The sequence below is a fragment of the Burkholderia sp. BCC1208 genome, from assembly GCF_902833095.1.
In the GTDB taxonomy this organism is placed as follows: domain Bacteria; phylum Pseudomonadota; class Gammaproteobacteria; order Burkholderiales; family Burkholderiaceae; genus Burkholderia.
Genome location: NZ_CADFDY010000009.1, coordinates 307,191 through 331,378 on the forward strand (window position 1 = coordinate 307,191; position 24,188 = coordinate 331,378).

A 24,188-nucleotide genomic window follows, 5' to 3' on the forward strand; every position below is an offset into this window, starting at 1 on the left:
TCAGCGCCGATGCTGCTGCAGCCGGTAATACCAGTTCATCAGCGGCGTCGCCGAAATCCCGTGCGCGACCACCGACGCGGACACGACCGCCAGCACCGGCGCCGCGAGCGGGCGTACGACCTCGGACGGACCATGCTCGAGCGCGAACAGCAGGTAGTAGAACGAACCGATCCCGCGGATGCCGAACCACGCCATCAGCCGCCGCTGCGCATGCGTCGCGCGCGACCCGGAAAGGGTGACCAGCACCGCGAGCGGACGCACCGCGACGAACAGCACGGCGGCCAGCGCGGCGGCACCCCACGTGATCAGCGGGCCGGGCAGCGTCGAGAGCACGCTGCCGATCATCGTCATCACGATCGCTTCCGCAATCCGTTCGAGCTCGATCGTGAAGCCGAGCACCGATTCGGCCATGAACGCATGTGCCTTCTCCGGATGCTTTTCGGTGGCGACGACGTCTTCCGAATCGATCTGGCCGATCACTTCGCGCGGCGGGCGGTCGCCGCTCGCGCGATGCTCGACGCGCCGCATCGCGACGCCGGCGGCGAACGTCGCGATGAAGCCGAACGTATGCGCGAGCTGCGCGGCGCCGAACGACAGCACGATCAGCGCCAGCGCGAAGAAGCCTTCGAGGCCGAGCGCCTGCGCGTGGCGCGTGCGCAGCCAGCCGATCGTCTTCGTCGTGACCCAGCCGAGGCCGCCGCCGATCGCGGCCGCGCCCGCGATGCCCCACAGCGCGACGAGCGCGAACGTGCCGGACAGCGGCGGGATGCCGTACGTCGCATCGGGTGCGCCGCACAGCGCGAGCCCCGCGAGCGCGAACGGCAGCGCGATGCCGTCGTTCATCCCGCCTTCGCCGGACAACGCGAAGCGCACCAGGTCGCGATCGCCGGGATCGTGCACCTGCACGTCGTGCGCAAGCACCGGGTCGGTCGGCGCGAGGATCGCCGCGAGCAGCAGCGCCGGCCCCCAGCCGAGGCCCAGCGCGAGCACCGCGCACACCGCGAGCAGCGGCACGGTCACGATCATCGCGAGCAGCCCGAGCCGGCACGGCACGAGCCACAGCTTGTCGGACAGCGGCACGCGCAGCCGCAGCCCGATCGCGAACAGCGACACGAGCAGCGCGACTTCGACGATCTCGCGCAGCAGGCGGCCGTCGCGTTCGAGATCGAGGTGCAGCAGGCCGGCGCCGGCCGGGCCGAGCGCGACGCCGAGCACCAGGTAAATCATGGCCGAGCTGCAGGGGAGGTGGCGCAGCGCGGACGTCACGACGCCCATGGTCAGCAGCACCGCGCCGATGATCAGATACCAGAGGGTTTCATGCATGCGTGTGATCGCGGCAGGTCGGTACGGGCGGCGCGCCCACCGTCAGGGCTTGCGGCCGAACGCCTCGCGCAGTTTCCGCTTCGCGCGTTCGAGCGTCGTGCGGCGCGTCTTGGGCAGGTTGCGGCCCGCGCGGTTCACGTAGAAATTCAGCATCGACATCGCCGACTGGAACGGCGACGCCTTGCGGCGGCGGCTGTGTTCGGCCGAGCGCTTCAGCGACGCAGCGATCGCGGCCGGATCGTCGGATTTGAAGATGTCGGGCTCGATGTCGAGCGCCTCGCTTTTTTGCGTGACTTCGCCGGACCAGCGCTTGCGGTGGGCCGGGTCGGCGCTGCGCGCGCGGCCCGGGCGGCGCGTGTGGCGCTTGCCGTGCGGATGGGAAGCAGAAGCGGAAGGCATGGGGCAGGGCTCCGTATGGGGTCAGAGGACAGGCGTGTGGAGAAAGGCGACGCAAAGCGCGTGCCGCACCACGAACGTTGCCCGCGACGGCATGGGCCTTGCTGACAGATCGGAGCAGGAATTCCCATCACGCAATCATCCACAAGGAGAAAACGCCATGAAGTCAGCATTCGAATCGAAGTTTGTCGCGCGGCGTGTGCTGGCCTGCGCGGCTGTCGCGCTCGTCGCGGCCGCGCCGGCCGCGTGGGCGCAGAACTCGCAGCGCTCGGACGAGGGCACCGGCGCGCCGAATCCGTCGATGGACATGTCGACGCCGGGCACCAACGGCAATACGGCCGCGCCGCCTCCGCCGGCGGGCACGCAGCGGCACGGCATGAAGCACGGGATGCGCTCGCACGGCGCGTCGGCCCGTCACGTGAAGCCGGGCGGCGGCCCGAACGGCGCGGGCGAGGGCGGTAGCGGCGCCACGGGCGGCGGTGTCGGCGGCGGCTCGGGCGGGGCCGGTGGCGGCTCGGGTGGCGCCGGCGGCGCCGGCAACGGCGGTGGGGCAGGCTCGACGGGCTCGGGCGGCGGCGGGGCCGCCGGCGGCGGTTCCAGCGGTAAGTGACGGTGTCGTGCCGGCGCGGCCGGCACGGCGCGATGGCGGCGCGGTTCCCGGCATGGGCGCGCCGCCACCACGCAGGAGGACATCATGCAATCGAATTCCCGGATTTTCCTGGAGCACGACGAGATCGACGACGATGCAGTCGACACGGACGATCTCGACACGACGGTCCACGTGGACGTCGAAACGGGCAGGGTCATGTTTCATGCGGCGTGGGCGAATGCCGTCGAGGCGCCGCCGGAAGCGGCCCGACATTCGGTCGTGCTTGCGCTCGAATGCTCGACGATGGAACGCTACGCGGATCTCGACGACGGCGCGCGGATGCGTGTGCACGCGATGCTGCACGACGCCGTGCAGCAGACGCTCGAGCAATTGCCCGATACCGACGAGAACCTGACGCTGACCATCGAGTTGACCGACTCGATGCTCGATGCGGCACGCCATCTGCAGTAATCGCGTCGGATCGACGCACGGCATCGCGTTACATCACGTTGAAATCTTTGCAGCCGGGCCGGTGTTGATACGGACTGACCGGGCCACGGGGCGCCTATCCCCCCGATCGCGGGTCGTTCCCCGATGGACGCCACGCTACACGCGGGCGGCCGGAACGGCGATTGCTGCATGACGGCACGACAGGCACGGCACACCGTGTACTCCCTTATTCCCTATCCACGGAGGCATTCATGAGCGGCAGGCTGGATCATTGCAAGGTAGCGATTCTCGCGGTCGACGGCTTCGAGGAAGCCGAGCTCGTCGAACCGCAGCGCGCGCTCGCGGCCGAAGGCGCGCAGGTGGACGTGATTTCGCAGAAGCGCGGCGAGATCCAGGGTTTCCGGCACGTCGACAAGGGCGAGCGCGTGAGGGTCGACCGCACCTTCGACGATGCGCGCGAAGGCGACTACGACGCGGTCGTGCTGCCGGGCGGCGTCGTGAACGGCGACGCGATCCGGATGCTGCCGGCCGCGCGCGAATTCGTGACGGCGGCCGTCGGCGCCGGCAAGCCGGTCGCGGCGATCTGCCACGGCGGCTGGCTGCTCGTGTCGGCCGGGCTCGTGGAGGGCAAGACGATGACGAGCTGGCCGAGCCTGCAGGACGATATCCGTCATGCGGGCGGCAAGTGGGTGGACGAGGAAGTCGTGCGCGACGGCAACCTCATCACGAGCCGCAAGCCGGCCGATCTGCCCGCGTTCAACGGCGCGCTGGTCGAGCGCCTCGCAGCGCGGGGGGCATGAGCCGATGCCGGCCGATTCCGCCCGCCCCGTGACGCTCACCGACGAACCGCCGACGTTCGACGGCGCGGCGCTGCAGTTGCGCTTCGTCGTCGACGTCGATGGCGCGCCGCAGACCTGCGCGATTACCGTCGAGGCGCTGGAGGATCATTTCGGTGCGCGGTCCGCGCTGGAAGCCGACCTGCGCGATGCGTTCGAGCGCGGCCGCGCGCGCATCGAAGCCGCATGCGCGGACGTGCTGGCCAGCGGCAACCACGACGTGGTGCTGCATAGCGGGTATTTCCGTGCGCCGGACGGGCGCGCGCGGGCGGGCTTGTTTCGCCAGCGGCAGTCGTGAGGGGATTGCATTTGCCGCAGCGTTTCTTCTGCCATCGTCGCTCGCCCGCCCTTACATGCCGTTGAAAACTTTGCAGCGGCTCGAACGCGCCGTCGGGTGCCACATCGCGCGGCGCGCGCACCGCACGGACGCCGCTCGCATCACGCGGATTGGCACGATCCGTGCGTGCTCGTAACGTCGCCGGCGCACGCTTCGCGCCGCCTGCCGATGCGACGCCGCTGTCGCGTCGTGCGTAGCCGCCAACGGGGAAACGAGCATGCTGACCGCCCATGAATTTGCCGCGCTGTTCCTGGTGCATCACGCACCGGAACAGATCCAGATCGACCGCGCCGACGTCGTCGCGCTCGTCGAACAACAATTGATCGTGATGCAGCGCGACGACGCATCGGGCGCGCACCGGCCCGCATTGACGGCCGACGGACTGTCGGTCCTGCGGTGCGTGCAGCGTCATGACGCCGACGAGCCCCGTGCGATCGACATCACCGACGCGTGACGCACGGGGCCGCGCGCGGCACTCACCGCGCGATCGCGACGGATGCGTTGACCTGCACGACCGGCGGCTGGCCTTCGAACGGCGGCGCGTGCAGGAAGCGGTCGATCACGCCGGCCTCGAACAGTAGACAGTAGGTCGAGCCGCCGAACTGGAAGTAGCCGATCTCGTCGCCCTTGTCGACGCGCTGGCCCGGCACGACCTCGATCACGCACGACGACACGTCGCCCATCCCGACGAACACGGCCGCCACGGTGCCGATGCCGGGATCGTCGCTCGAGATCGCGACCACCGCGCGCGCGGCGACCGCCGTCGTGTAGCCCTGCGAGTCGTTGAGCCCGGCCGGGTCCGGGCCTTCCGCTTCGGCGACCGAGTAATACGTGCCGTCCACCCGATACGCATGCGTGACGACGCCGCGCACCGGCGCATGCCAGCGATGGTAGTTGTACGCACTGAGGTAGGCCTGGTAGACGTCGCCGCCGACGAAACGCTCGGCGAGCGACAGCCATGCGGGCGTGAAGAGGTCGCGCAGCGAATACGGCTGCGCCTTGATCCAGAACGTGTCGCGCAGCTTCACGTTGGTTTCGGTGTGATAGGGCGCGGCTTCGCACGCGCTGACGATCACGTGCGGATCGTCGGGCGCCGCAACGGGCCGCGCGCCGTCGCGAAAGCGGCGCGTGAAGAAGTCGTTCCACGAATCGAAGCCCCAGTGCGGCTGGTCTTCGCGATACTGGAATTGCGACAGCCCCAGGCGCTTGCGCGCTGCGTCGCAGAACCAGCCGTCGGGCGCCGACGTGTCGAGATGCGCGCGCGAATGCGGGCCGCCGAGGAAGTCGCACCAGACGTTCAGCACGCGTTTCAACTGCGCGTTGACGGCCGCGTCGCGAAACACCGCGTGGCCGGACGGCATGCACATCGGCCAGTCGAAGAACGCGTTCAGCGGGCACACGATCAGGCTTTCCTCGCTGAACGGCGGCGTGTAGGTCATCAGATGGTCGAGCACGGTCATCAGCTCGCCGATCGACGCGTAGCCGAGCCGGTATCCCGATTCGCGCGCTTCGTCGATTGCGCGGGTCAGGCTCATGTGCAGCACGGCGTTGTCGTCGAACAGCCGCGCGAGTTCCTGCACGGCCGGCGTGCGCAGGCGCTCGCCGGCATGCGCGCGCGCTTCGCTCGCCATTTTTTCGCGGAACGCGGCCATGTGAGATTCCTCGGTGGCCATCCATCCGCCGAGACGGCGGCGTGTGGCGGGCGGCGTGTTGCGATTCGTCGGCATCGTCACCTCCGGAACGGTTGCGGTCGAATCGATGTAGCAAGACGCTTGCCCGACGGACGGCACCGAAATTGCTGCGTTCTGGACGACCGGTTTCCTTCGATGACTCAGGAGAGAAAAATGGCTACAGCTTCGAATGCACGACAGACGAACGACGCGGGCGCGACGGACGAACGCCGCCGCAACGGACAGCGAACCGTGACGCCGACGCGCACGCGAGCACGTCCGGCGGCGTCTCGCGACGGCGCGCGGCAAGCCGGGCGCGGTAACGACAGCGGGAACGGGCCGGTGACGCCGAGCCGCGGAGAAGAAGAGGCAAGGAAGCCGCTGTGGGAGGACGACAGCGGCGAGATGCCGCCGGAAGAGTGGTCGTGAGGGGGCCGTTACTGGCCGGCCGATCCGGGGGAGTGAACTACTGGCCGCGCGCGTGTCGGGGCCGATCCTGACCCGCCGCCGACGCCGCGACGAGCACCGCCACCGGTAACCCGCCCAGATAGCGATCGAGCGCCAGCGCACCTTCCGGCGCATCGATCGCATCCCCCGCATTCAACCAGTCGATCCACGGCCCTTCAACGCCGCGCGGCAGCACGACCGCCGTATCGCCCCATTCCCGAGGCTCCACGCGCGGCAACGCCGGCGCTTCGCCCAGCAACCGGCACGCGAGCCGCGTCGCGACCACCACCACGGTGGCCGCGTCGTCGCACCGCGCGAACGCCACCGCATGCCGCCCGAGCTTGCCGCGCACACGCAGCGGAACGTACGCACCGTCCGCGAACGTGGCCGGCCATCGCGCACGCAGCGCGAGCATGCGCTCGATCAGCGCGCGCTTCACGCGCGCATCGGGCCACGTCGGCAGATACGACGCGACCGGTCCGTCGACCGATTGCGCTGCCAGCGTCGCGAACGGCACGTCGCGCCGATTGTCCGGATCGACGAGCGAGTGATCCCATGACTCGGTACCCTGATACAGATCGGGCACGCCGGGCGACGCGATCCGCAGCGCGGTTTGCGTCAGGCTGTTGACGACGCCGGCCGGCGCGATCCGCGCGACGAACGCGTGCAGCCGATGCGGAAAATCGCCGGCGCCGCGCGGCGTCAGGATCGCGCGAACGAACGCTTCGCAGCCGCGCTCGTAATCCGGCTCGGGCGCGAGCCAGTCGGTGTATTGCTTCGCTTCGCGCAGCGCCTTCGTCTGCCATTGCACGACGCGCGTCGCGAGCGCGGCGAGCCCGGCCGCATCGTCGGGCGCGAGCGCCGGCAGCCAGCAGCCGACGAGCGTCTGGTACAGCATCGCCTCGGCGGCCGGCCCGGGCGTCCACGCGAGGTCGCGGTGCGCGCCGCCGCGATGCGGCAGGTTCAGCGCCGACCAGTCGAGCGACACCGCGCGCCACGCATCGGGCGTCTCGCTCAGCACCGCGAGCCGCGCCCGCGCGTCCTCGCCGCGCTTGTGGTCGTGCGTGGCCGTCGCGACGAGCCCGTGCGGCACGGTGCGCGCGCGGCGCCGGTTGCGCGCATGGAACGCGCCGCGCGACAGGCTGAAGTCGCCGGCGTCGGCGCCGACCTCGTTGCGCGACAGCAGCCGGCCATAGCGATAGTTGGCCGTATCCTCGACGCCCTTCGCGGCCAGCGGCGCGGTGAGCTGCGCGAACGCGACACGCGCCGCGACCAGCGCATCGGCGTTCGCGCGCGGCACGCGCACGACCGGCAAGCCGAGCCACGCGGCGACGCGCTCGAGCGCGAACCGGTCGGCCGGATCGAGCGCCGCGTACGCGCCGTCGTACGCGTGCGCGAGGACGCGACGGTCGGCGTCGGCGGGTTCGTCGCCCGGCGCCGGATACATCCGGTACACGGGCAGCCGCACCGCGAGTTCGCCGAGCATGCGCTGGATCGCGATTCGGCTGACGTCGCGCGTCGCGGGCGAGGCCCGCGCGATCCCGTGCAGCAACCGCGCGACCCGGGCATGCTCGACGGCGAGCTGACGCATCAGCACGCGCCGCTTGCCGTCGAGGGCTTCCTGCGCGAACGTGCGCGTGGACCCCGATACGGCCGCCCAGTGCGCGGCGAGCGGTTCGGCGCCGGCCGGGTCGTGCAGCAGCGCGCCGACGTCGTTCATGAAGTCGTAGCCGGTGGTGCCGTCGACGGCCCAGTCGGTGCGCAGCGCCTCGCCGGGCGCGAGGATCTTCTCAACGACGACGTAGGGCCGCGCGTCGCGCTGCGCGGCGAGCCGCGCGTGCAGCCGGCGGCAATACGCGCCGGGATCGGCGAGGCCGTCGACGTGATCGACGCGCACGCCGTCGACGAGCCCGGCCGCATGGAGGCGCAGCGGCAGCGCATGAACGGCGTCGAATACGGCGTCGTCGTCGACGCGCACGGCCGCGAGCGTCGCGATGTCGAAGAAGCGCCGCCAGTTCAGCTCGTCGGCGGCCGTGCGCCACCATGCGAGCCGGTAGTGCTGGCGTTCGAGCAGATGATGCAGGCACGCGCGCGAGCGCGCGCGGCGCGGGTCGGCGCCGCGCAATACCGCGTCGAGCGCGTGCGGGCCGTGCGCGCTCGCATGGTCGCGCAGCGCCGCGTGGGCGGCGGCGAGCCGCGCGCTGTCGCGTGGCGGCGCGGCGTCGAAGCGCTCGGCGAGCGCGTTCAGGTCCGCGCGGTTCGCGATGCGCAGGATCTCCGCGTAAGTGGCGACGGCAACCGGCAGCCGCCGCCCCGGGCACGCGATGGTGAAGCGGCCCGCGGCCGGATCGGCGCGCAGCGTGATGTCGCCGGCCGCGAGCGCATCGCCGTACGGCGCGCCGAGGCACGGCAGCAGCACCTTGCCGTCGAGCGCCGGGTCGGGCGGATGCCAGTCGATGTCGAAGGTGCGCGCGTACGGGCTCGCCGGTCCCCATTCGAGCACGTCGTTCCACCAGCCGTTCGACGACCCGCCGACGCCCATGTGGTTCGGCACGATGTCGACGATGATGCCGAGGCCGCGCGCGCGCAGCGCGTCGACGAGCCGCATGAAGCCGGCTTCGCCGCCGAGTTCCGCGCCGAGCGCGCCGTAGTCGACGGTGTCGTAGCCGTGCAGCGAGCCCGGTTCGGCCGTCGACACCGGCGACAGGTACAGATGGCTGACGCCGAGCCGCGCGAAGTAGTCGGCGTGCGCGGCCGCGTCGTCGAACGTGAAGCCCGCATGCAGCTGTAGCCGCAGCGTCGCGCGTGGGGTCATGGGCCGTGCCTCCGCGCGCGGCGCGCGTGCACGACGGCGGCGATACGGGTGCGCACGTCGGCGTCGAACAGCGTGTCGATCGTGCGCGGCAGCCGCTGTCGCCAGTTCGGATGGCCGCACGGCGGTCCCGGCAGGTTCGGCTGTGCGTCGAGCGCGAGCAGATCCTCGAGCGGCAGCAGCGCGAGCGGCGACGGGCTGCTCGCGACGTATCCGAGGATCGCGGTCACCGGCGGCATGTCGGCCGGCGGCATCGCGGCGCCGGCCGGCACGCAGCCGGCCTCCTGCAGCGCGTGCCACAGCGCCGCGCGCTCGGTGGCGCGTTCCGCATGAGCGGCGAGCAGCTCGGCAGACGAGGCCCGCGGAGGCGTCGGGGGGCCGGGTTCGGGGCGCTGCACGGTGTCGTGTCCGAACGCCATGCTTTGCACGATCTCGTCCGAATCGTGCGCGCTCGCGTCGTCCGGCGCCGGTGCGCCGACGTCGCCCGGCTGCGTTGCGTCGCGTCGTCTCGCGGCTTCGGCTTCGGCCTCGGCTGCAATGCGCCGCCATCCGAGATCGATGCCGCGCCACCAGCCGGCCACGGTCGGCAAATCGTGCGTCGAGGTCGTCGCGATCGCATGGCGATCCCACGCGGACGGCGGCCGGAACGCGCCATTCGCATCGCGCTCGAACCACAGCACGCGCATGCCCGCGACACCTTGCGTGCCGAGCCGTTCGCGCAATCCGGCCGGCACGGTGCCGAGATCCTCGCCGATCGCGATCGCGCGATGGCGGGCCGCCTCGAGCGCGACGAGCCGCACCAGATCGTCGAGCGGATAGCGCAGGTACGCGCCGCTGCGCGGCGAGCCGCCGTCCGGCACGATCCACATCCGCGCGAAGCCGAGCACGTGATCGATGCGGATGCCGCCCGCGTGCGCGAACGCGGCGCGCAGCAGCTCGATGAACGGCATGAAGCCGTCCGCGCGCAGCGCATCGGGCGTCCACGTCGTCACGCCCCACGCCTGGCCGGCCGCATTGAACAGGTCCGGCGGCGCGCCGAGCGACACGCCGCGCAGCAGCGTCGTGCCGTGCGCCCACGCGTCGCTCCCGGCGCGATCCGAGCCGACCGCGAGATCGGCGATCAGCCCGGTCGCCATGCCCGCGCCGCGCGCCGCGTGCTGCGCGTCGCCGAGCGCGCGCGACGCGCACCATTGCAGGAACGTGTGGAATGCGATCGTGTCGGCATGCGCGTGCGCGAACGCGTCGACTTCCGCCGATCCCGGCATGCGCCATGGCGCGGGCCACTGCCGCCAGTCCGCGCCGATCCCGTGCTCGATGCAGAACGCCTGCAGCGCATCGAAGCGCGCATGCGCGTCGAGCGCCGCGCCGCCCGCCGCGCGAAAACGCTGGTACGTGTCGCGCGACGGGTCGTCGCTGGCGCGCCACGCGTCGAAGCACGCACGCAGGCGGCGCAGCTTCGCCGGCAGCACGCGCGGCCAGTCGATCAACGCGGTATCGGCCGTGGCCGTGGATGCGCGAGGCGCGGCATCGGCGCCCGGTACCGCGTCGCAGTCGAGATACGCGACGTTGTGCCAGCGTCGCGACGACGGCGAATACGGGCTGTCGTGCGCGGGGAGCGCCGGATAGCCGGCATGCGTCGGGCTGATCGCCACCGCCTGCGCGCCGTGGCGCGCCGCCTGCGCGGCCAGCCGCGCGAGTGCCGTGTAGTCGCCCGCGCCGTCGTCGCCGGTGCGGCGCAGGCTGTAGAGCTGCGCGGCGATACCCCAGCGGCCCGCGTCGCGTCCGCGTGCGAACGCGTCGAAGGGCTGCACACGCGGCGGCGCGATCGCCAAGCCGATGCGCTGCTCGCCGACGTCGAGCGCGTGATAGCCCGGCATCGCGAGCGGCGGCAGCGTGCCGTGTTCGCCCGCGCCGCCCACGCGCCCGTCCACGTGCCCGCCGGTTTCGAGCGAGATCCGGAAGCGCGCGCCCGGCGACGCGACGGTCGCGGGCAGCGTCAGCGGCAGGCCGGCGTCGCCGGTCACGACGCGCGGCGGCGCCGCGTTCGCGTCGGCGAGCGCCGCCGCGCTGTCGACCCGCTGGATCGCGGTGCCGCACGGCCAGCCGAGCGCATCGACGAGCGCGACGAGCGCGTCGTCGTCCACGCGCCGAGCGACGCCGCCCGCGTCGGTCCATTCGGGTTCCAGCCCGGCCGCACGGGCGAGCGCCGTGATCGGAACGTCGGTCGTCATGATGCGCTCCGTCCGTTCGCGCGGTGCTGCCGCGCATCCTGGTTGACCGCGCCGTCGCGCCACGCGATGCACGCGCGCGGCGGCAATTGCCGGCCCGGCAGCCGGTCGCGTGCGCGCGGCGGCGTCTCGAACACGATCTTGCCGACCGGCAGCCCGGGCAGCGCCGCGTCGTGCGACCCGAGATTCAGCGCGATCGTCAGCGTGCTGCTGTCGCCGAGACGCCAGCGCGCGACGAGCGCCTGCGGGTCGCCGTCGCCCGCGAGCAGGTCGACGCCGAGCGACCGCACACCGGCCAGATGCGGGATCACGAGCGCCGCGCGCACGGCCAGCGCGCTGCGGTAGAAGCGGCGCCAGGCGGCCGCGTCGGGCCACGACTCGTCGGGCGGGTGGTGCGACGACGAACGCACGAACGTCGCGATGTCGTTCGGGTCGGGAATCGCGTCGCGGTGCGCGGCGTCGGCGAATGCGGGAAACGCGGCGAATTCGCGGCGCCGGCCGTCGCGCACCGCGTCGGCGAGCGCGCCGCGATAGTCGGTGAAGAACTGGAACGGCTGCGTGCTGCCGTCCTCCTCGCCCATGAACAGCAGCGGAATCGACGGTGCGAGCAGCATCAGCGCGGTCGCCGCGCGCACGGCGTCGTCGTTCGCGAGCGCGCGCAGCCGTTCGCCGAACGCACGGTTGCCGATCTGGTCGTGGTTCTGCAGGAACGCGACGAACGCGGTCGGCGGCAAATGCGTGCTCGGCTCGCCGCGTGCGGCGCCGTCGCGCAGCGGCGACGGCTCGCCCTGATACGCGAAGCCTTCGCCGAGCGTGCGCGCGAAATGGCGCAGCGGCGCGTCGGCGTACGCGCGGTAGTAGCCGTCGCGCTCGCCGGTCAACAGCACGTGCGCGCTGTTGTGGAAGTCGTCGTTCCATTGCGCGTCGAAGCCGCCGGGGCCGAGCAGGCTCGCGGTATTGCGCTCGTTCTCCAGCACGAGATGCACGTGGCGCGCGTCGCCCGCGTACGCGCGCACGCGGCGCGCGAGTTCGCGCAGCCACGCGTCGTCGTCGATCGCGTGCGCGGCGTCGATGCGCAGCCCGTCGAAACGGTATTCGTCGAGCCAGTACAGCGCGTTGTCGATGAAGAACGCGCTCGTTTGCGGCCGAGAGAAGTCGATCGCCGGCCCCCACGCGGTCTGCTGGTCCGCGCGGAAGAAATCGGGCGCGTAGCGCGGCAGCAGGTTGCCTTCGGGGCCGAAATGGTTGTACACGACGTCGAGGAACACCTGCAGCCCGAGCCCGTGCGCGGTGTCGACCAGCGATTTCAGCTCCTCGGGCCGCCCGTACGACGCATCGGGCGCGAACGGCAGCACGCCGTCGTAGCCCCAGTTGCGCGCCCCGGGGAACGCATTGACGGGCATCAGTTCGACCGCGGTCACGCCGAGTTCGGCGATCGACGGCAGCCGCCGCTCGACGGCCGCGTAGCCGCCGCATGCGCCGACGTGCAGCTCGTACAGCACCGTTTCGTGCCACGGGCGGCCGCGCCACCCGTCGTGGCGCCAGCGGTACGCGGCCGGATCGACGACCTGGCTCGGGCCCAGCACGTCGTAGGGCTGGAAGCGCGACGCGGGATCGGCCACCGCGAGCGCGTCGTCGAGCAGGTAGCGATATAGCGTGCCGGGGCCGCACGGCGCGACCGTCTCGAACCAGCCGTCGCCGGCCGGCGTCATCGGAATCGCTCGGCCGCCTTCGTCCTGCAGCTCGACGGCGGCCGTACGGCTCGCGGGCGCCCACAGCCGGAAGCGCGTGCGGTCGGCCTCGACGCAGGTCGCGCCGAACGACGATTCGAATGCATGCGTGCCGGTGGGGCGGGCGGAACGGGTGGTCATGGCGGTCCTCAGGAAGGATGATCGGGCGGCACGGCCGCGACCGCGATCACGGCCGTGTGCGCGGCGACGTCGAGCCCGGTTTCCGGCCACGAACGCGGGCCGGCGTCGGGTGTCGCGGTATCGACCAGGATGCGGTACTCGAGCACGGGCGCCGGCGGCTTGAACGTGATGGTCCCGGCCGATGCGTTCAGCATCACGAGCAATGCCTCGGTGCGGCCGGTGCGGCCGGTGCCGACACGCCGCATCGTCAGCGCGCGGCCTTCGCCGTCTTCCCATGCGGGCACGGTGAGCGCGTCGCCGCGTTCGTCGAACCAGCCGATCTCGCGCATGCCCGGCGCGCCGTCGCGGTCGCCCGACGGATAGCGCGGCGCCGACATCACCGGATACATGCGCCGCAGCGCGGCGAGCCGCGACACGAAGCGCGTCATCTGCACGCCGTCGTCGCTGCGCGCCAGCTCCCAGTCGAGCCAGGACAGTTCGTTGTCCTGGCAATACGCGTTGTTGTTGCCGTGCTGCGTGCGGCAGAATTCGTCGCCGGCCACGAGCATCGGCGTGCCGAGCGCGGTAAACAGCGTCGCGAGCATCGAGCGCGCGATGCGCCCTCGCACGGCGCGGATCGCCTTGTCGTCGGTCGGCCCTTCGGCGCCCCAGTTCGCGCTGCAGTTGTCGTCGCGGCCGTCGCGGTTGTCCTCGCCGTTCGCGTCGTTGTGCTTGCCCGCATACGACACGAGGTCGGCCAGCGTGAAGCCGTCGTGCGCGGTGATGAAATTGACCGACGCCCACGTGCGGCGCCGCCCGTGGTTGAACAGGTCGGCCGAGCCCGACAGCCGCGCGGCCAGTTCCGGGCGCTGTCCGGCGTCGCCGCGCCAGAAGCGCCGCACGGTGTCGCGGAACCGGTCGTTCCATTCGGCGAAGCCGGGCGGATGGCGGCCGAGCTGATAGCCGCCGGGGCCGAGATCCCACGGCTCGGTGATCAGCTTGCGCTGCGCGAGCACCGGGTCCTGCCGCAATGCGTCGAAAAACCCCGCGCCCGGCTCGAAGCCGTGATCCTCGCGGCCGAGCGTCACGCCGAGATCGAAGCGGAAGCCGTCGATGTTGAAGGCGGTCGCCCAGTAGCGCAGCGAGTCCATCACCATCTGCACGACGCGCGGATGCGACATGTTCAGCGTGTTGCCGCAGCCGGTTTCGTCGACGTGGTAACGCGGATCGTCGGGCCGCAGCCGGTAATAGCTCGCGTTGTCGAGGCCGCGCCACGACAGCGTCGGCCCGAGCTGATTGCCTTCGCACGTGTGGTTGTAGACGACGTCGAGCACCACTTCGATGCCGGCCGCATGCAGCTGGCGGATCGCGATGCGCATTTCGTCGAGCCGTCGCGTCGTGAGGTACGCGGGTTCCGGCGCGAAGAACGCGGCCGTGTCGTAGCCCCAGTAGTTGCGCAGCCCGCGATGCACGAGCGCGCGCTGCTGCAGGAATGCATGAACCGGCAGCAGCTCGACCGTCGTCACGCCGATCGACAGCAGATGATCGACGAACGCCGGATGCGCGAGCGATGCGAACGTGCCGCGCTCCGGCTGGCGCAGCCCGGCGCGGCGCATCGACGCGCCGCGCACGTGGGTCTCGTAGATCACGGTGCTGCGCCACGGCACGTTCGGCCGGCGGTCGGTGCTCCAGTCGAACGCCTCGTCGACGACCACGGCCTTCGGCATCGCGGGCGCCGAATCGCGGCGGTCGATCGACAGGTCCGCCCGGTTCGAATGCACGCGATAGCCGAACAGCGCGTCCGACCAGCGGAAATGGCCGACCAGCTTGCGCGCGTACGGGTCGAGCAGCAGCTTGGTCGGATTGAAGCGGTGGCCGTGTTGCGGCTGGTACGGGCCATCCGCGCGAAAGCCGTACACGGTGCCCGGATGCGCGTTGGGCAGGTAGCCGTGCCACACCTCGTCGGTGCATTCGGGCAGGTCGAGGCGCGCGAGCTCCTTGCGGCCGGTCGGATCGAACACGCACAGCTGGATGCGCTGCGCATGCGCGGAAAATACCGCGAAGTTGGTCCCGAGACCGTCCCAAGTGGCGCCGAGCGGGTAGCAGCGGCCAGGGTCGAGACGGGCAGGCAGGGCGGTCGGCATGGGGCGGATCTCCGTGTCGAAGGCGCGGGAAATCAGGCAGGTGTCAGCCACAGGGTCGCGAGCGGCGGCAGGCGCAAGGTTGCCGACCACGCCTCGCCGTGAGCGGGCACGGCTTCGGCCCACACGGCGCCGTCGTTGCCGGCGTTGGTGCCGCCGTACGTCGCGGCATCGGTGTTCATCAGTTCGCGCCACTGGCCGGCCGCGGGCAACCCGAGGCGATAGCCGGCGCGCGGCACGGGCGTGAAGTTGCAGACGGCGACGACCAGGCGCCCCGCATCGTCGCGGCGCACGAACGCGAACACGCTGTTGTCGCGGTCGTCGCCGATCAGCCAGGAGAATCCGGCCGCATGGCAGTCGAGCGCATGCAGCGCCGGTTCGGCCGCATACGCGCGGTTGAGGTCCCGCACGAGCCGCTGCACGCCGCGATGCGCGGGCGCGTCGAGCAAGTCCCAGTGCGGCGTCGCATCGTGCGCGAACTCGGCCCATTGCGCGAATTCGCTGCCCATGAACAACAGCTTCTTGCCGGGATGCGCCCACATGAAGCCGAAATACGCGCGCAGCGTCGCGAGCCGCTGCCATGCGTCGCCGGGCATCTTCGCGACGAGCGAACCCTTGCCGTGCACGACCTCGTCGTGCGACAGCGGCAGCACGAAGCGCTCGGAGAACGCGTACACGAGCCCGAACGTCATCCGGTCGTGGTGATAGCGGCGGTGGATCGGGTCTTCGTGCAGATACGCGAGCGTGTCGTGCATCCAGCCCATGTTCCACTTGAAGTCGAAGCCGAGCCCGCCGTCGCCGGTCGGCGCGGTGACGCCCGGCCACGCGGTCGATTCCTCCGCGACGGTGACGACGCCGGCCGGCGCGTCCGCACCGTGCAGCGTGTCGTTCAACCGGCGCAGGAACGCGACCGATTCGAGGTTTTCGCGGCCGCCGTACACGTTCGGCACCCATTCGCCTTCCTTGCGCGAATAGTCGCGGTACAGCATCGACGCGACCGCATCGACGCGGATGCCGTCGACGTGATAGCGGCGCGCCCACGCGAGCGCCGACGCGACGAGGAACGCGCCGACCTCCGTGCGCCCGACGTTGAACACGCAGGTGTTCCAGTCGGGATGCATCCCCTCGCGCGGATCGGCGTGCTCGTACAGCGCGCTGCCGTCGAATTGCGCGAGCCCGTGCGCGTCGTTCGGAAAATGCGCGGGCACCCAGTCGACGATCACGCCGATGCCGGCCGCATGCGCGCGATCGACGAACCGCGCGAAACCGTCCACCGGCCCGAAGCGCGCGGACGGCGCGAACTGCGCGAGCGGCTGGTAGCCCCACGAGCCGCCGAACGGGTATTCGGCGATCGGCATGAATTCGACGTGCGTGAAGCCCATTCCCTTGACGTAGGGAATCAGCCGCTCCGCCAGCTCGTCCCACGTCGCGCTGCGCTCCATTTCCTCGGGGATGCGTTGCCACGACTCCGGATGGACCTCGTAGATCGACCACGGCACGCGATAGCGATCGGTGCGCGGCCGCGCATGCATCCAGCCGTCGTCGTGCCACGCGAACGCGTCGAGCGCCGCGACGTCGGCGACCACCGACGCCGTGCGCGGCGGCGCCTCGGTCGCGCGCGCGCACGGATCGGCCTTGTGCGGCAGCACGCGCCCGTCGGCCGCGCGCAGCTCGTACTTGTAGCGCTCGCCCGCGCCGATGCCCGGCACGAACAGCTCCCACACGCCCGACGGCCGTCGCAGCCGCATCGGATGGCGGCGCCCGTCCCACCCGTTGAAATCGCCGACCACCGATACGCGCTGCGCGGTCGGCGCCCAGACCGCGAAGCGCACGCCGTCGGTATCGCCGACGCGCACGGGCGTCGCGCCGAGGCAGTCGAGCACGGCGGCCGGGTCGCCGGCCGAGAAGCGCGCGAGCGCCGCGTCGTCGAGCAGCGTGCCGAAGGCGTACGCGTCGTCGGTCACCTGGTGCGCGTTCGGCCAGTCGATCGCGAGCAGGTAATGGGGCCAGCCGCCGTCGTGCGCGATCGTCCCCGCGAAGCAGCCGGCGCGATCGATGCACGCGAGCGCGCCGAGTTCGGCGCCGTCCGGCGACAGCGCGCGTACTCGTTCGGCGCCGGGCAGCAGCGCCCGCACGACGATCCGGTCGGCCTGTTCGTGCGGCCCGAGGCACGCGAACGGGTCGGGATGGCGGCCGGCGAGCAGTGCATCGATATCGGCGCGTTCGAACAGCGTGTCGGTCATGGGTTTCCTCCGTCGTCGGGCAGCGCGCCGTCGCCGAGCAGGCGCTCGACCAGCGCCGCGAGCCCGCCGACCGGCACGCTCAGCCAGTCGGGCCGGTTCGAGGCCTCGTAGCACAGCTCGTACGACGCCTTGTCGATCAGGAACAGCGCGAGCAGGCGGTCCGCGTAGCGCGGGTCGACGAAGCGCGCGGGCGCGAGGTCCGCGGCCGCGCGATAGCATTCGACGAAGCGGTCGGCGGCGGCCTGGCCGAAGCGGTCGAACAGCGCGCGCTTGCGGCCGGCGGCTTGCGGCGGCGCTTTTTCGATCGCGAACTGCGCGGTCGCGCTCACGTACGACAGCGAGCGCAGCAGGCCGGCCACGTCGCGCAGCGGATGCGATTTCGCGCGACGCCGCTCGAGCGGGCGCGCCGGTTCGCCTTCGAAGTCGATCAGCAACGCGTCGCCCTGCACGTCGAGCACCTGGCCCAGATGAAAATCGCCGTGAATCCGCGTGCATTGCGCATCGAGCGTGCGCGGCACGAGTTCGCCGAGCGCCCGCACGGCCGCGTCGCGCGACGCGAGCAGCGCGTCGGCCGACGCCCGGGTGGCCGCATCGAGCGCGTCGAGCCGCGTGCGCAGCACGTCGAGCGCATGCTCGAACGACGCGATCGCGTCCACGCACCAGCCGTCGACGTGCTCGGGCGTCGCGCGCTCCGGCGCGAACGCGGGATCGTCCGACGGCTGCGCGAGCGCGACGTGCAACTGGCCGAGCCGCGTGCCGATGATGCCCGCGAACGCCGCGTAGCCGAGCAGCGCATCGGGCTCTTCCTCCGTCTCGGCGGCCTCGCCATCGCCCGCGGCCGGCAGCGCCAGCTCGTCGATCGCGCGACGCAGGAAGTCGAACGAACGCGTCCATGCGTCGCCCTGGTTGTCGACGTAGCGCTGCAGGATCGCGACCGTGTGCGGCGTGCCGTCCGGATCGACGTGCACGACTTCGCCGGCCAGCGTCGCGGTGTTCGCATAACCGATGCGCGTCAGGTGCCGGCTCATTTCCGCTTCCGGATGAATGCCGTGCGCGACCTTGCGCACGAGTTTCAGCACGATCGCGTCGCCGATCACGAGCGAGCTGTTGCTCTGCTCGGCCGCGAGCCAGCGCACTTCCGCGTCGTCGCCCGGGTCCAGCCCGACGAGTGCGTCTTCCGGAAGAAAGGTGAGCCGGCCGCTGTCGGACGTCGGCACCGTCGCGCCGTCGCGCAGCTTGCGCAGCATTCCGCGCGCGAACGCCGGCAGCGCGAACGCGTCGGTCAGGTAGCCGACCGTGTGGCCGCGCCGCACGCGCGCCAGGGCGAGCTGCGCGAACAACGGATGGGACGTCTCGCCGCCCCAGGCGGCCGCGAGCGGTACCACATAGCGTTCGACGCGGCCGTCGCTCGCGGACACCCACGCCTCCGCATACTGGAACGATTCATCCGGCACCGGCGTGACGACGTTCAGCCACGCGTCGCCGATCGCGCGATCCTTCGACGCGAACCAGCGCCGCCGCGCGAGCCACGACGCGAGCGCGTCGTGCGCGAGCGCGTGCAGCTGCGAGACGTCCGGCCGCGTATCGCCGCGCCGCATCACGAGCGTCACGTATTCGGGCAGCGGCTCCGCGTGCGGCTGCCGCCACGACGGCTCGCGGCCATGCTCGGCGAGCACGAACCACAGGAACCCGTACGGCGGGAAGGTGAGGAGATACGGGAGCTGGCCGACCGGCGGAAACGGCGAATCGGACGTCATCTCGATCGGCACGCGGCCCGCGAATTCGGACAGGTCGAGTTCGACCGCCTGCGACGCGCGCGACAGGTTCGCGACGCACAGCACCGGCTCGTGGCCGTCCAGCTCGCGCAGGTACGCGAGCACCTTGCGGTTCTCCGGCCGCAGGAAGCGGATCGTGCCGCGCCCGAACGCCTGCGATGCGCGGCGCGTCGCGAGGATGCGCCGCGTCCAGTTCAGCAGCGAATGCGGATCGCGCGTCTGCGCCTCGACATTGATCGCGTCATAGCCGTACAGCGAGCCCATTACCGGCGGCAGCACGAGCATTTCCGGGTCGGCGCGCGAGAAGCCGCCGTTGCGATCCGACGACCACTGCATCGGCGTGCGCACGCCGTCGCGGTCGCCGAGGTGGATGTTGTCGCCCATCCCGAGCTCGTCGCCGTAGTAGATCACCGGCGTGCCGGGCATCGACAGCAGCAGCGAATTGATCAGCTCGATGCGGCGCCGGTCGCGCTCCATCAGCGGCGCGAGCCGGCGCCGGATGCCGAGATTCAGCCGCGCGCGGCGGTCGCTCGCGTAGGTCTGCCACAGCAGGTCGCGCTCCGAATCGGTGACCATCTCGAGCGTCAGCTCGTCGTGGTTGCGCAGGAACACGGCCCACTGATTGCTCGGCGCGAGCGCCGGCGTCTGCCGCATGATGTCGAGGATCGGGAAGCGATCCTCGCTCGCGATCGACATGTAGATGCGCGGCATCAGCGGGAAGTGGAACGCCATGTGGCATTCGTCCTCGTTGCCGAAGTATTCCTGCACGTCTTCCGGCCACTGGTTCGCTTCCGCGAGCAGCATCCGGTTCGGATACTCGGCGTCGATCGTCGCGCGGATCCGTTTCAGGATCGCGTGCGTTTCCGGCAGGTTCTCGTTGTTCGTGCCTTCGCGCTCGACCAGGTACGGCACCGCGTCGAGCCGCAGCCCGTCGATGCCGAGGTCGAGCCAGAAGCGCATCACCTGGATCACTTCGCGCACGACCGCCGGGTTGTCGAAGTTCAGGTCCGGCTGGTGCGAATAGAAGCGGTGCCAGTAGTACTGGCCGGCCACCGGGTCGTGGGTCCAGTTCGACGTTTCGGTATCCAGAAAGATGATCCGCGTGCCCGCGTATTTCGTGTCGGTATCGGACCACACGTAGTAGTCGCGATGCGTGGAGCCCGGCTTCGCGCGGCGCGCGCGCTGGAACCACGGGTGCTGGTCCGACGTGTGGTTGATCACGAGCTCGGCGATCACGCGGATGCCGCGCGCGTGCGCCTCGCGGATGAAGCGCCGCACGTCGGCCAGCGTGCCGTAGTCGGGATGCACGTCGCGGTAGTCGGCGATGTCGTAGCCGTCGTCGCGGCGCGGCGACGGATAGAACGGCAGCAGCCAGATCGTGTCGACGCCGAGTTCGGCGATGTAGTCGAGCTTCGCGATCAGGCCGGGGAAATCGCCGATGCCGTCGTTGTTCGAGTCGTAGAACGACTTCACGTGCACCTGGTAGATGATCGCGTCCTTGTACCACAGCGGATCGTCCGCACAGAGCGCGGGTTCGCGGCGGCGCGCGCGGCGCCGGCGCGGCGTGCCGGCCGGCGCGAGCGACGGGAACTGCGCGCGCCGTACGTCGTCGAGGGAATCTTCGCGTTTCATCATCCGTGGGCTCCCGAGGAGTGTCGGGCGTCGTCCGGTGCGGGCGCCGCCGCCCGCGCGGCGCCCGGAGACGGCGCGAGCCGCCAGATTGCGTACGGCCGCACGTGCGGATCGAGCGAGACGTACTGGCGACGGCCGCGCCAGGTTTGCGCATGCGCGGCGTCCTGTTCGAGCGCATCGAGCGGTTCGCCGTCGACCAGCCCGAGGCCGCGCCACAGCGCCGCATCGAGCGTGAAGTTCGCGGCCTGCGGATGCCACGGGTCGAGGCTGATTGCAACGACCACCACGCTGTCGAACGCGGGCGTCGCCTTCATGAATACGAGCACCGAGTCGTTGTCGGCATCGACGAACGTGAGCCCGAGATGAGTCTGCAGCGCCGGGTGATCGCGCCGCGCGCGGTTCAGCCGTGCGATTTCCGTGCCGATGTGCGCGGCCTTGCTCCAGTCGCGCGCGCGCAGCTCGTATTTCTCGGCATTCGCGTATTCCTCGCTGTCCGGCAGCGGCGCCGATTCGCCGAGCTCGAAGCCCGAGTACAGGCCCCACGAGCCGGCCAGCGTCGCCGCGAGCGCCGCGCGGATCACGAACTGCGAGCGCGGCGCGTTCTGCAGGTGGCGCGGGTTGATGTCGGGCGTGTTGACGAAGAAGTTCGGCCGGAAGAATTCGCGCGCGGGGCCGGCCGTCAGTTCGGTCAGGTAGTCGATGAAGTCGCGCTTCGACTCGCGCCACGTGAAGTACGTGTACGACTGCGAGAAGCCGACCTTGGCGAGCCGGTACATCATCCCCGGCCGCGTAAACGCCTCGGACAGGAACACGACGTCCGGATGCCGGCCGCGCACGTCGGCGATCATCCATGCCCAGAACGGCAGCGGCTTCGTGTGCGGGTTGTCGACGCGGAAGATCCGCACGCCCGCGTCGACCCAGAACAGCACCGCGTCGCGCAGCGCGAGCCACAGGTCGGGCAGCGCGTCCGGCGCGTAGAAATCGGGGTTCACGATGTCCTGGTAGCGCTTGGGCGGATTCTCCGCGAAGCGCAGCGAGCCGTCGGGCCGCCACGCGAACCAGCCCGGATGCGCGGCGAGCCACGGATGGTCGGGCGAGCACTGGATCGCGAAATCGAGCGCGATGTCGAGCCCGTGCACGCGCGCGGCGTCGATCAGCGCGCGGAACGATTCGAGCGTGCCGAGCTCGGGATGCACGGCCGTGTGCCCGCCGTCGGGTGAGCCGATCGCGTACGGGCTGCCGACATCGTCGGGGCCGGCGGTCAGGCTGTTGTTGCGGCCCTTGCGGGCCGACGTGCCGATCGGGTGGATCGGCGGGAAATACAGCACGTCGAAACCCATGTCGCGGATGCGCGGCAAATGGCCGATCACGTCGTCGAACGTGCCGTGCCGGTGCGGATCGTCGCTCGCCGAGCGCGGAAACATCTCGTACCAGCTCGAGAAGCGCGCCTTGCGGCGTTCGACCTCGACCGGGTAGGTCGTCGCGTCGTGCGTGACGAACGGGCGGTAGCGCAGCGCCGCGAACGCATCGGCGAGCGCGGGCGCGCCGATCCGCGCGAGGCGCTCGTCGGGCGACGCGTCCTTGAGCTCGGCGGCGAGCCGCTCCATCTGCTTGACCGCGCGCGGATCGGCCGGCTCGGCGAGCTTCAGCGCGGTCGCGAGCAGCAGTTGCGCTTCGCGCACCTCCAGCGTCACGTCCTGGCCGGCCGCCCGCTTCTTCGCGATGTCGGTGACCAGCGACGCCCAGTCGTCGCGCCACGCGATCACCCGAAATTCATGGCGACCGAGCCGGTCGAGCATGACGCGCGCATGCCAACGGTCGTTCGGCTCGGCTTCGAACGGTATTTCGCGCCAGGTGTCCTCGTCGGCGGCGCGCCACTGGAGCATGGCCGCCAGATGCGCGTGCCCGTCCGTGAAGATCGACGCACGGACGACGAGCGGCTCGCCGATCACCCGCTTGATCGCGAAGCGGCCGTCGTCGACCGACGGCTCGACGCGCTCGATCGCGATCCGGTCGCCCGCGAGCGCCGCCGACAGCACGGTGCGCTCGCGCGCAGCGTCGGGGCGCGTCGTGACGGGCGGCGCCTGCCACGCGTGCAGCAGCGCATACGCGCCGGGCGCGAGCGTGAACGGCTCGAGCGCGGCCGGCGGATGCGTTCGCGCGCCGTCCTGCGTGACGACGCGCGTGAAGCCGCCGGGCACGCCGGGCAGGATCGTCGCGGGGTCGACCGTGGCCGGCGCGTCGAGATCGGGGTTCAACGCGATCAGCAACGCCGCGTCGTCGTGTTCGAGCAACGGCCCGGTGCCGCGCAGCAGCACGGTCGCATTCGCGCCCGGCGCGCTCAGTTGCGCGATTTCGCCGCGAGCCGCCACGACGGGCGTGGCGCGGCGCCATGCATTTGCGTTGGCGATCGCGCCCGACAGGTCGAAACGGGCGTGCTCGAATGCGGCGCGGTAGCGTTCGGCATCCGCGTCGCGGGCCATCAGCGGCACCGTCACGCCGCGCTCGAAGCCCATCGGCACGAGCCAGCCGGTGCCGACGGCGGCGGCCGTCCAGAGCGCGCGGCGATACGCGCGGGCAAGGGTGTCGTCCGATGCGTCGGGCCAGTCGTCGGCGAGACGCGGGCCGTCCGGCGCATCGGGAAACGCGATCGGCGCGCCGATGCGCCGCAGCAGCCGGTGTTCGTCCGCGAACCACGGCGCGTGCAGATCCCACCAGCGCACCGATGAAAACACCGCGTCGAACCCGGCGGTTTCGAACTGCGCGAGCGCGTCGCGCGCATGGCCGGGCACCCCGGCGAGCACGGCGACATCCGGGCGCGCACGGCGCAGCGCCGCGCGCCAGCCGGGCCACCATTCGGCCGGCAGATGATGGGGGGCGTCGATCAGGAAGCCGGCCGCGCCCCCGTCGGCGAACGTCGCGAGATGCGCGCACCACCATGCCGAGAGCGCGTCGCGCGCCGCTTCATCGCCGGCGTTCGCGTGCGCGATGTCCAGCGCGTGCGCGGTGCCGCGCGGATCGATCAGCGCGTCGTCGTGCGTGTGCTCGACGTACCAGTCGGGATGCTCGGCGCGCAGCGGGTTCTCGCGCGCGATGCGATCCGGCACGACTTCGAGCAGCAGGCGCAGCCCGTGGCCCTTCGCAAGCTGCGCGAGCCGCGAGAAGGTTTCGAGCGCGCTCGCACGCGTCGCGAACGACTGGGCCGGCCGCCGGAAATCGGCCACGTGGCGCGGAAAGCCGGCGACGCTCGCGGCCCAGAATGCACCGACGAGCACGTGATCGAAGCCCATGCCGGCGATATGCGCGAAGGTTCGCGGCCACGCGTCGAGCGGCCCCACGAGGCGGGCGTCGCAGAAGTAGAGGTGCGGAGCGAACGGCGGTGTGGAGTCCATGGCGTGGGGCGGGCGGGTGGCGGGAGCGGTAAAGCCGGTGCGTCGCAACGTGCGTGCCTGCCGCGCG

The 24,188-nt window shown here is 71.3% G+C and carries 15 protein-coding genes; 5 read left to right on the plus strand and 10 right to left on the minus strand.

Going from position 1 to position 24,188, the window contains the following annotated elements; all coding sequences use genetic code 11:
- Both HWX09_RS22855 and HWX09_RS22860 read right to left on the minus strand, forming a co-directional pair.
- On the minus strand, window positions 1–1,323 hold the full coding sequence (locus tag HWX09_RS22855; protein WP_027785999.1) for a cation:proton antiporter: 1,323 nt from the start codon (window positions 1,321–1,323) through the stop codon (window positions 1–3).
- Window positions 1,324–1,365: 42 nt separating this feature from the next.
- A complete protein-coding gene (locus HWX09_RS22860; RefSeq protein WP_027785998.1) occupies window positions 1,366–1,722 on the minus strand; it encodes a DUF3175 domain-containing protein in 357 nt (118 codons plus the stop codon).
- 157 nt (window positions 1,723–1,879) lie between these two features.
- On the opposite strand from HWX09_RS22860, the gene HWX09_RS22865 reads away from it, so the two are divergent.
- The 5 genes from HWX09_RS22865 (at window position 1,880) to HWX09_RS22885 (ending at window position 4,385) form a co-directional block, all read left to right on the plus strand.
- On the plus strand, window positions 1,880–2,329 hold the full coding sequence (locus HWX09_RS22865; protein ID WP_027785997.1) for a hypothetical protein: 450 nt from the start codon (window positions 1,880–1,882) through the stop codon (window positions 2,327–2,329).
- Window positions 2,330–2,413: 84 nt separating this feature from the next.
- Window positions 2,414–2,779 carry a DUF3022 domain-containing protein gene (locus tag HWX09_RS22870; protein WP_027785996.1) on the plus strand — a complete coding sequence of 122 codons (366 nt, stop codon included), beginning with the start codon at window positions 2,414–2,416 and terminating at the stop codon, window positions 2,777–2,779.
- A 230-nt stretch (window positions 2,780–3,009) separates the two neighbouring features.
- Window positions 3,010–3,558, plus strand: coding sequence for a type 1 glutamine amidotransferase domain-containing protein (locus HWX09_RS22875; RefSeq protein WP_027785995.1), 549 nt, complete (start codon window positions 3,010–3,012; stop codon window positions 3,556–3,558).
- A 4-nt stretch (window positions 3,559–3,562) separates the two neighbouring features.
- Window positions 3,563–3,892, plus strand: a complete 330-nt coding sequence (locus HWX09_RS22880) for a DUF1488 domain-containing protein (protein ID WP_027785994.1) — start codon at window positions 3,563–3,565, stop codon at window positions 3,890–3,892.
- Between the two features lie 256 nt (window positions 3,893–4,148).
- Window positions 4,149–4,385 (plus strand): hypothetical protein, encoded by a 237-nt coding sequence (locus HWX09_RS22885; protein ID WP_027785992.1) that lies wholly within the window; start codon window positions 4,149–4,151, stop codon window positions 4,383–4,385.
- Window positions 4,386–4,407: 22 nt separating this feature from the next.
- On the opposite strand, the gene HWX09_RS22890 is transcribed toward HWX09_RS22885, so the two are convergent.
- From HWX09_RS22890 to HWX09_RS22925, 8 genes are all read right to left on the minus strand, one after another.
- Window positions 4,408–5,658, minus strand: coding sequence for a phosphatidylserine decarboxylase family protein (locus HWX09_RS22890; RefSeq protein ID WP_027785991.1), 1,251 nt, complete (start codon window positions 5,656–5,658; stop codon window positions 4,408–4,410).
- Between the two features lie 409 nt (window positions 5,659–6,067).
- Window positions 6,068–8,863, minus strand: a complete 2,796-nt coding sequence (gene treY, locus HWX09_RS22895) for a malto-oligosyltrehalose synthase (protein WP_051421427.1) — start codon at window positions 8,861–8,863, stop codon at window positions 6,068–6,070.
- Window positions 8,860–11,091, minus strand: a complete 2,232-nt coding sequence (gene malQ / locus HWX09_RS22900; protein WP_027785990.1) for a 4-alpha-glucanotransferase — start codon at window positions 11,089–11,091, stop codon at window positions 8,860–8,862. Before malQ ends, treY begins: the two co-directional genes overlap by 4 nt.
- Complete coding sequence (treZ, locus tag HWX09_RS22905) at window positions 11,088–12,959, minus strand: malto-oligosyltrehalose trehalohydrolase (RefSeq protein WP_027785989.1); 1,872 nt, start codon at window positions 12,957–12,959, stop codon at window positions 11,088–11,090. The genes malQ and treZ overlap by 4 nt, the downstream gene beginning before the upstream one ends.
- Window positions 12,960–12,967: 8 nt before the next feature.
- Entirely contained in the window at window positions 12,968–15,082 is a 2,115-nt protein-coding gene (gene glgX, locus HWX09_RS22910; protein WP_027785988.1) for a glycogen debranching protein GlgX, read from the minus strand.
- Between the two features lie 32 nt (window positions 15,083–15,114).
- Entirely contained in the window at window positions 15,115–17,322 is a 2,208-nt protein-coding gene (gene glgB / locus HWX09_RS22915; protein ID WP_027785987.1) for a 1,4-alpha-glucan branching protein GlgB, read from the minus strand.
- Window positions 17,319–20,729 (minus strand): maltose alpha-D-glucosyltransferase, encoded by a 3,411-nt coding sequence (gene treS, locus HWX09_RS22920; RefSeq protein ID WP_027785986.1) that lies wholly within the window; start codon window positions 20,727–20,729, stop codon window positions 17,319–17,321. Before treS ends, glgB begins: the two co-directional genes overlap by 4 nt.
- Window positions 20,729–24,121: a maltotransferase domain-containing protein gene (locus tag HWX09_RS22925; RefSeq protein ID WP_027785985.1), complete on the minus strand. Its 3,393-nt coding sequence runs from the start codon at window positions 24,119–24,121 to the stop codon at window positions 20,729–20,731. Before HWX09_RS22925 ends, treS begins: the two co-directional genes overlap by 1 nt.
- Window positions 24,122–24,188: the final 67 nt, after the last annotated feature.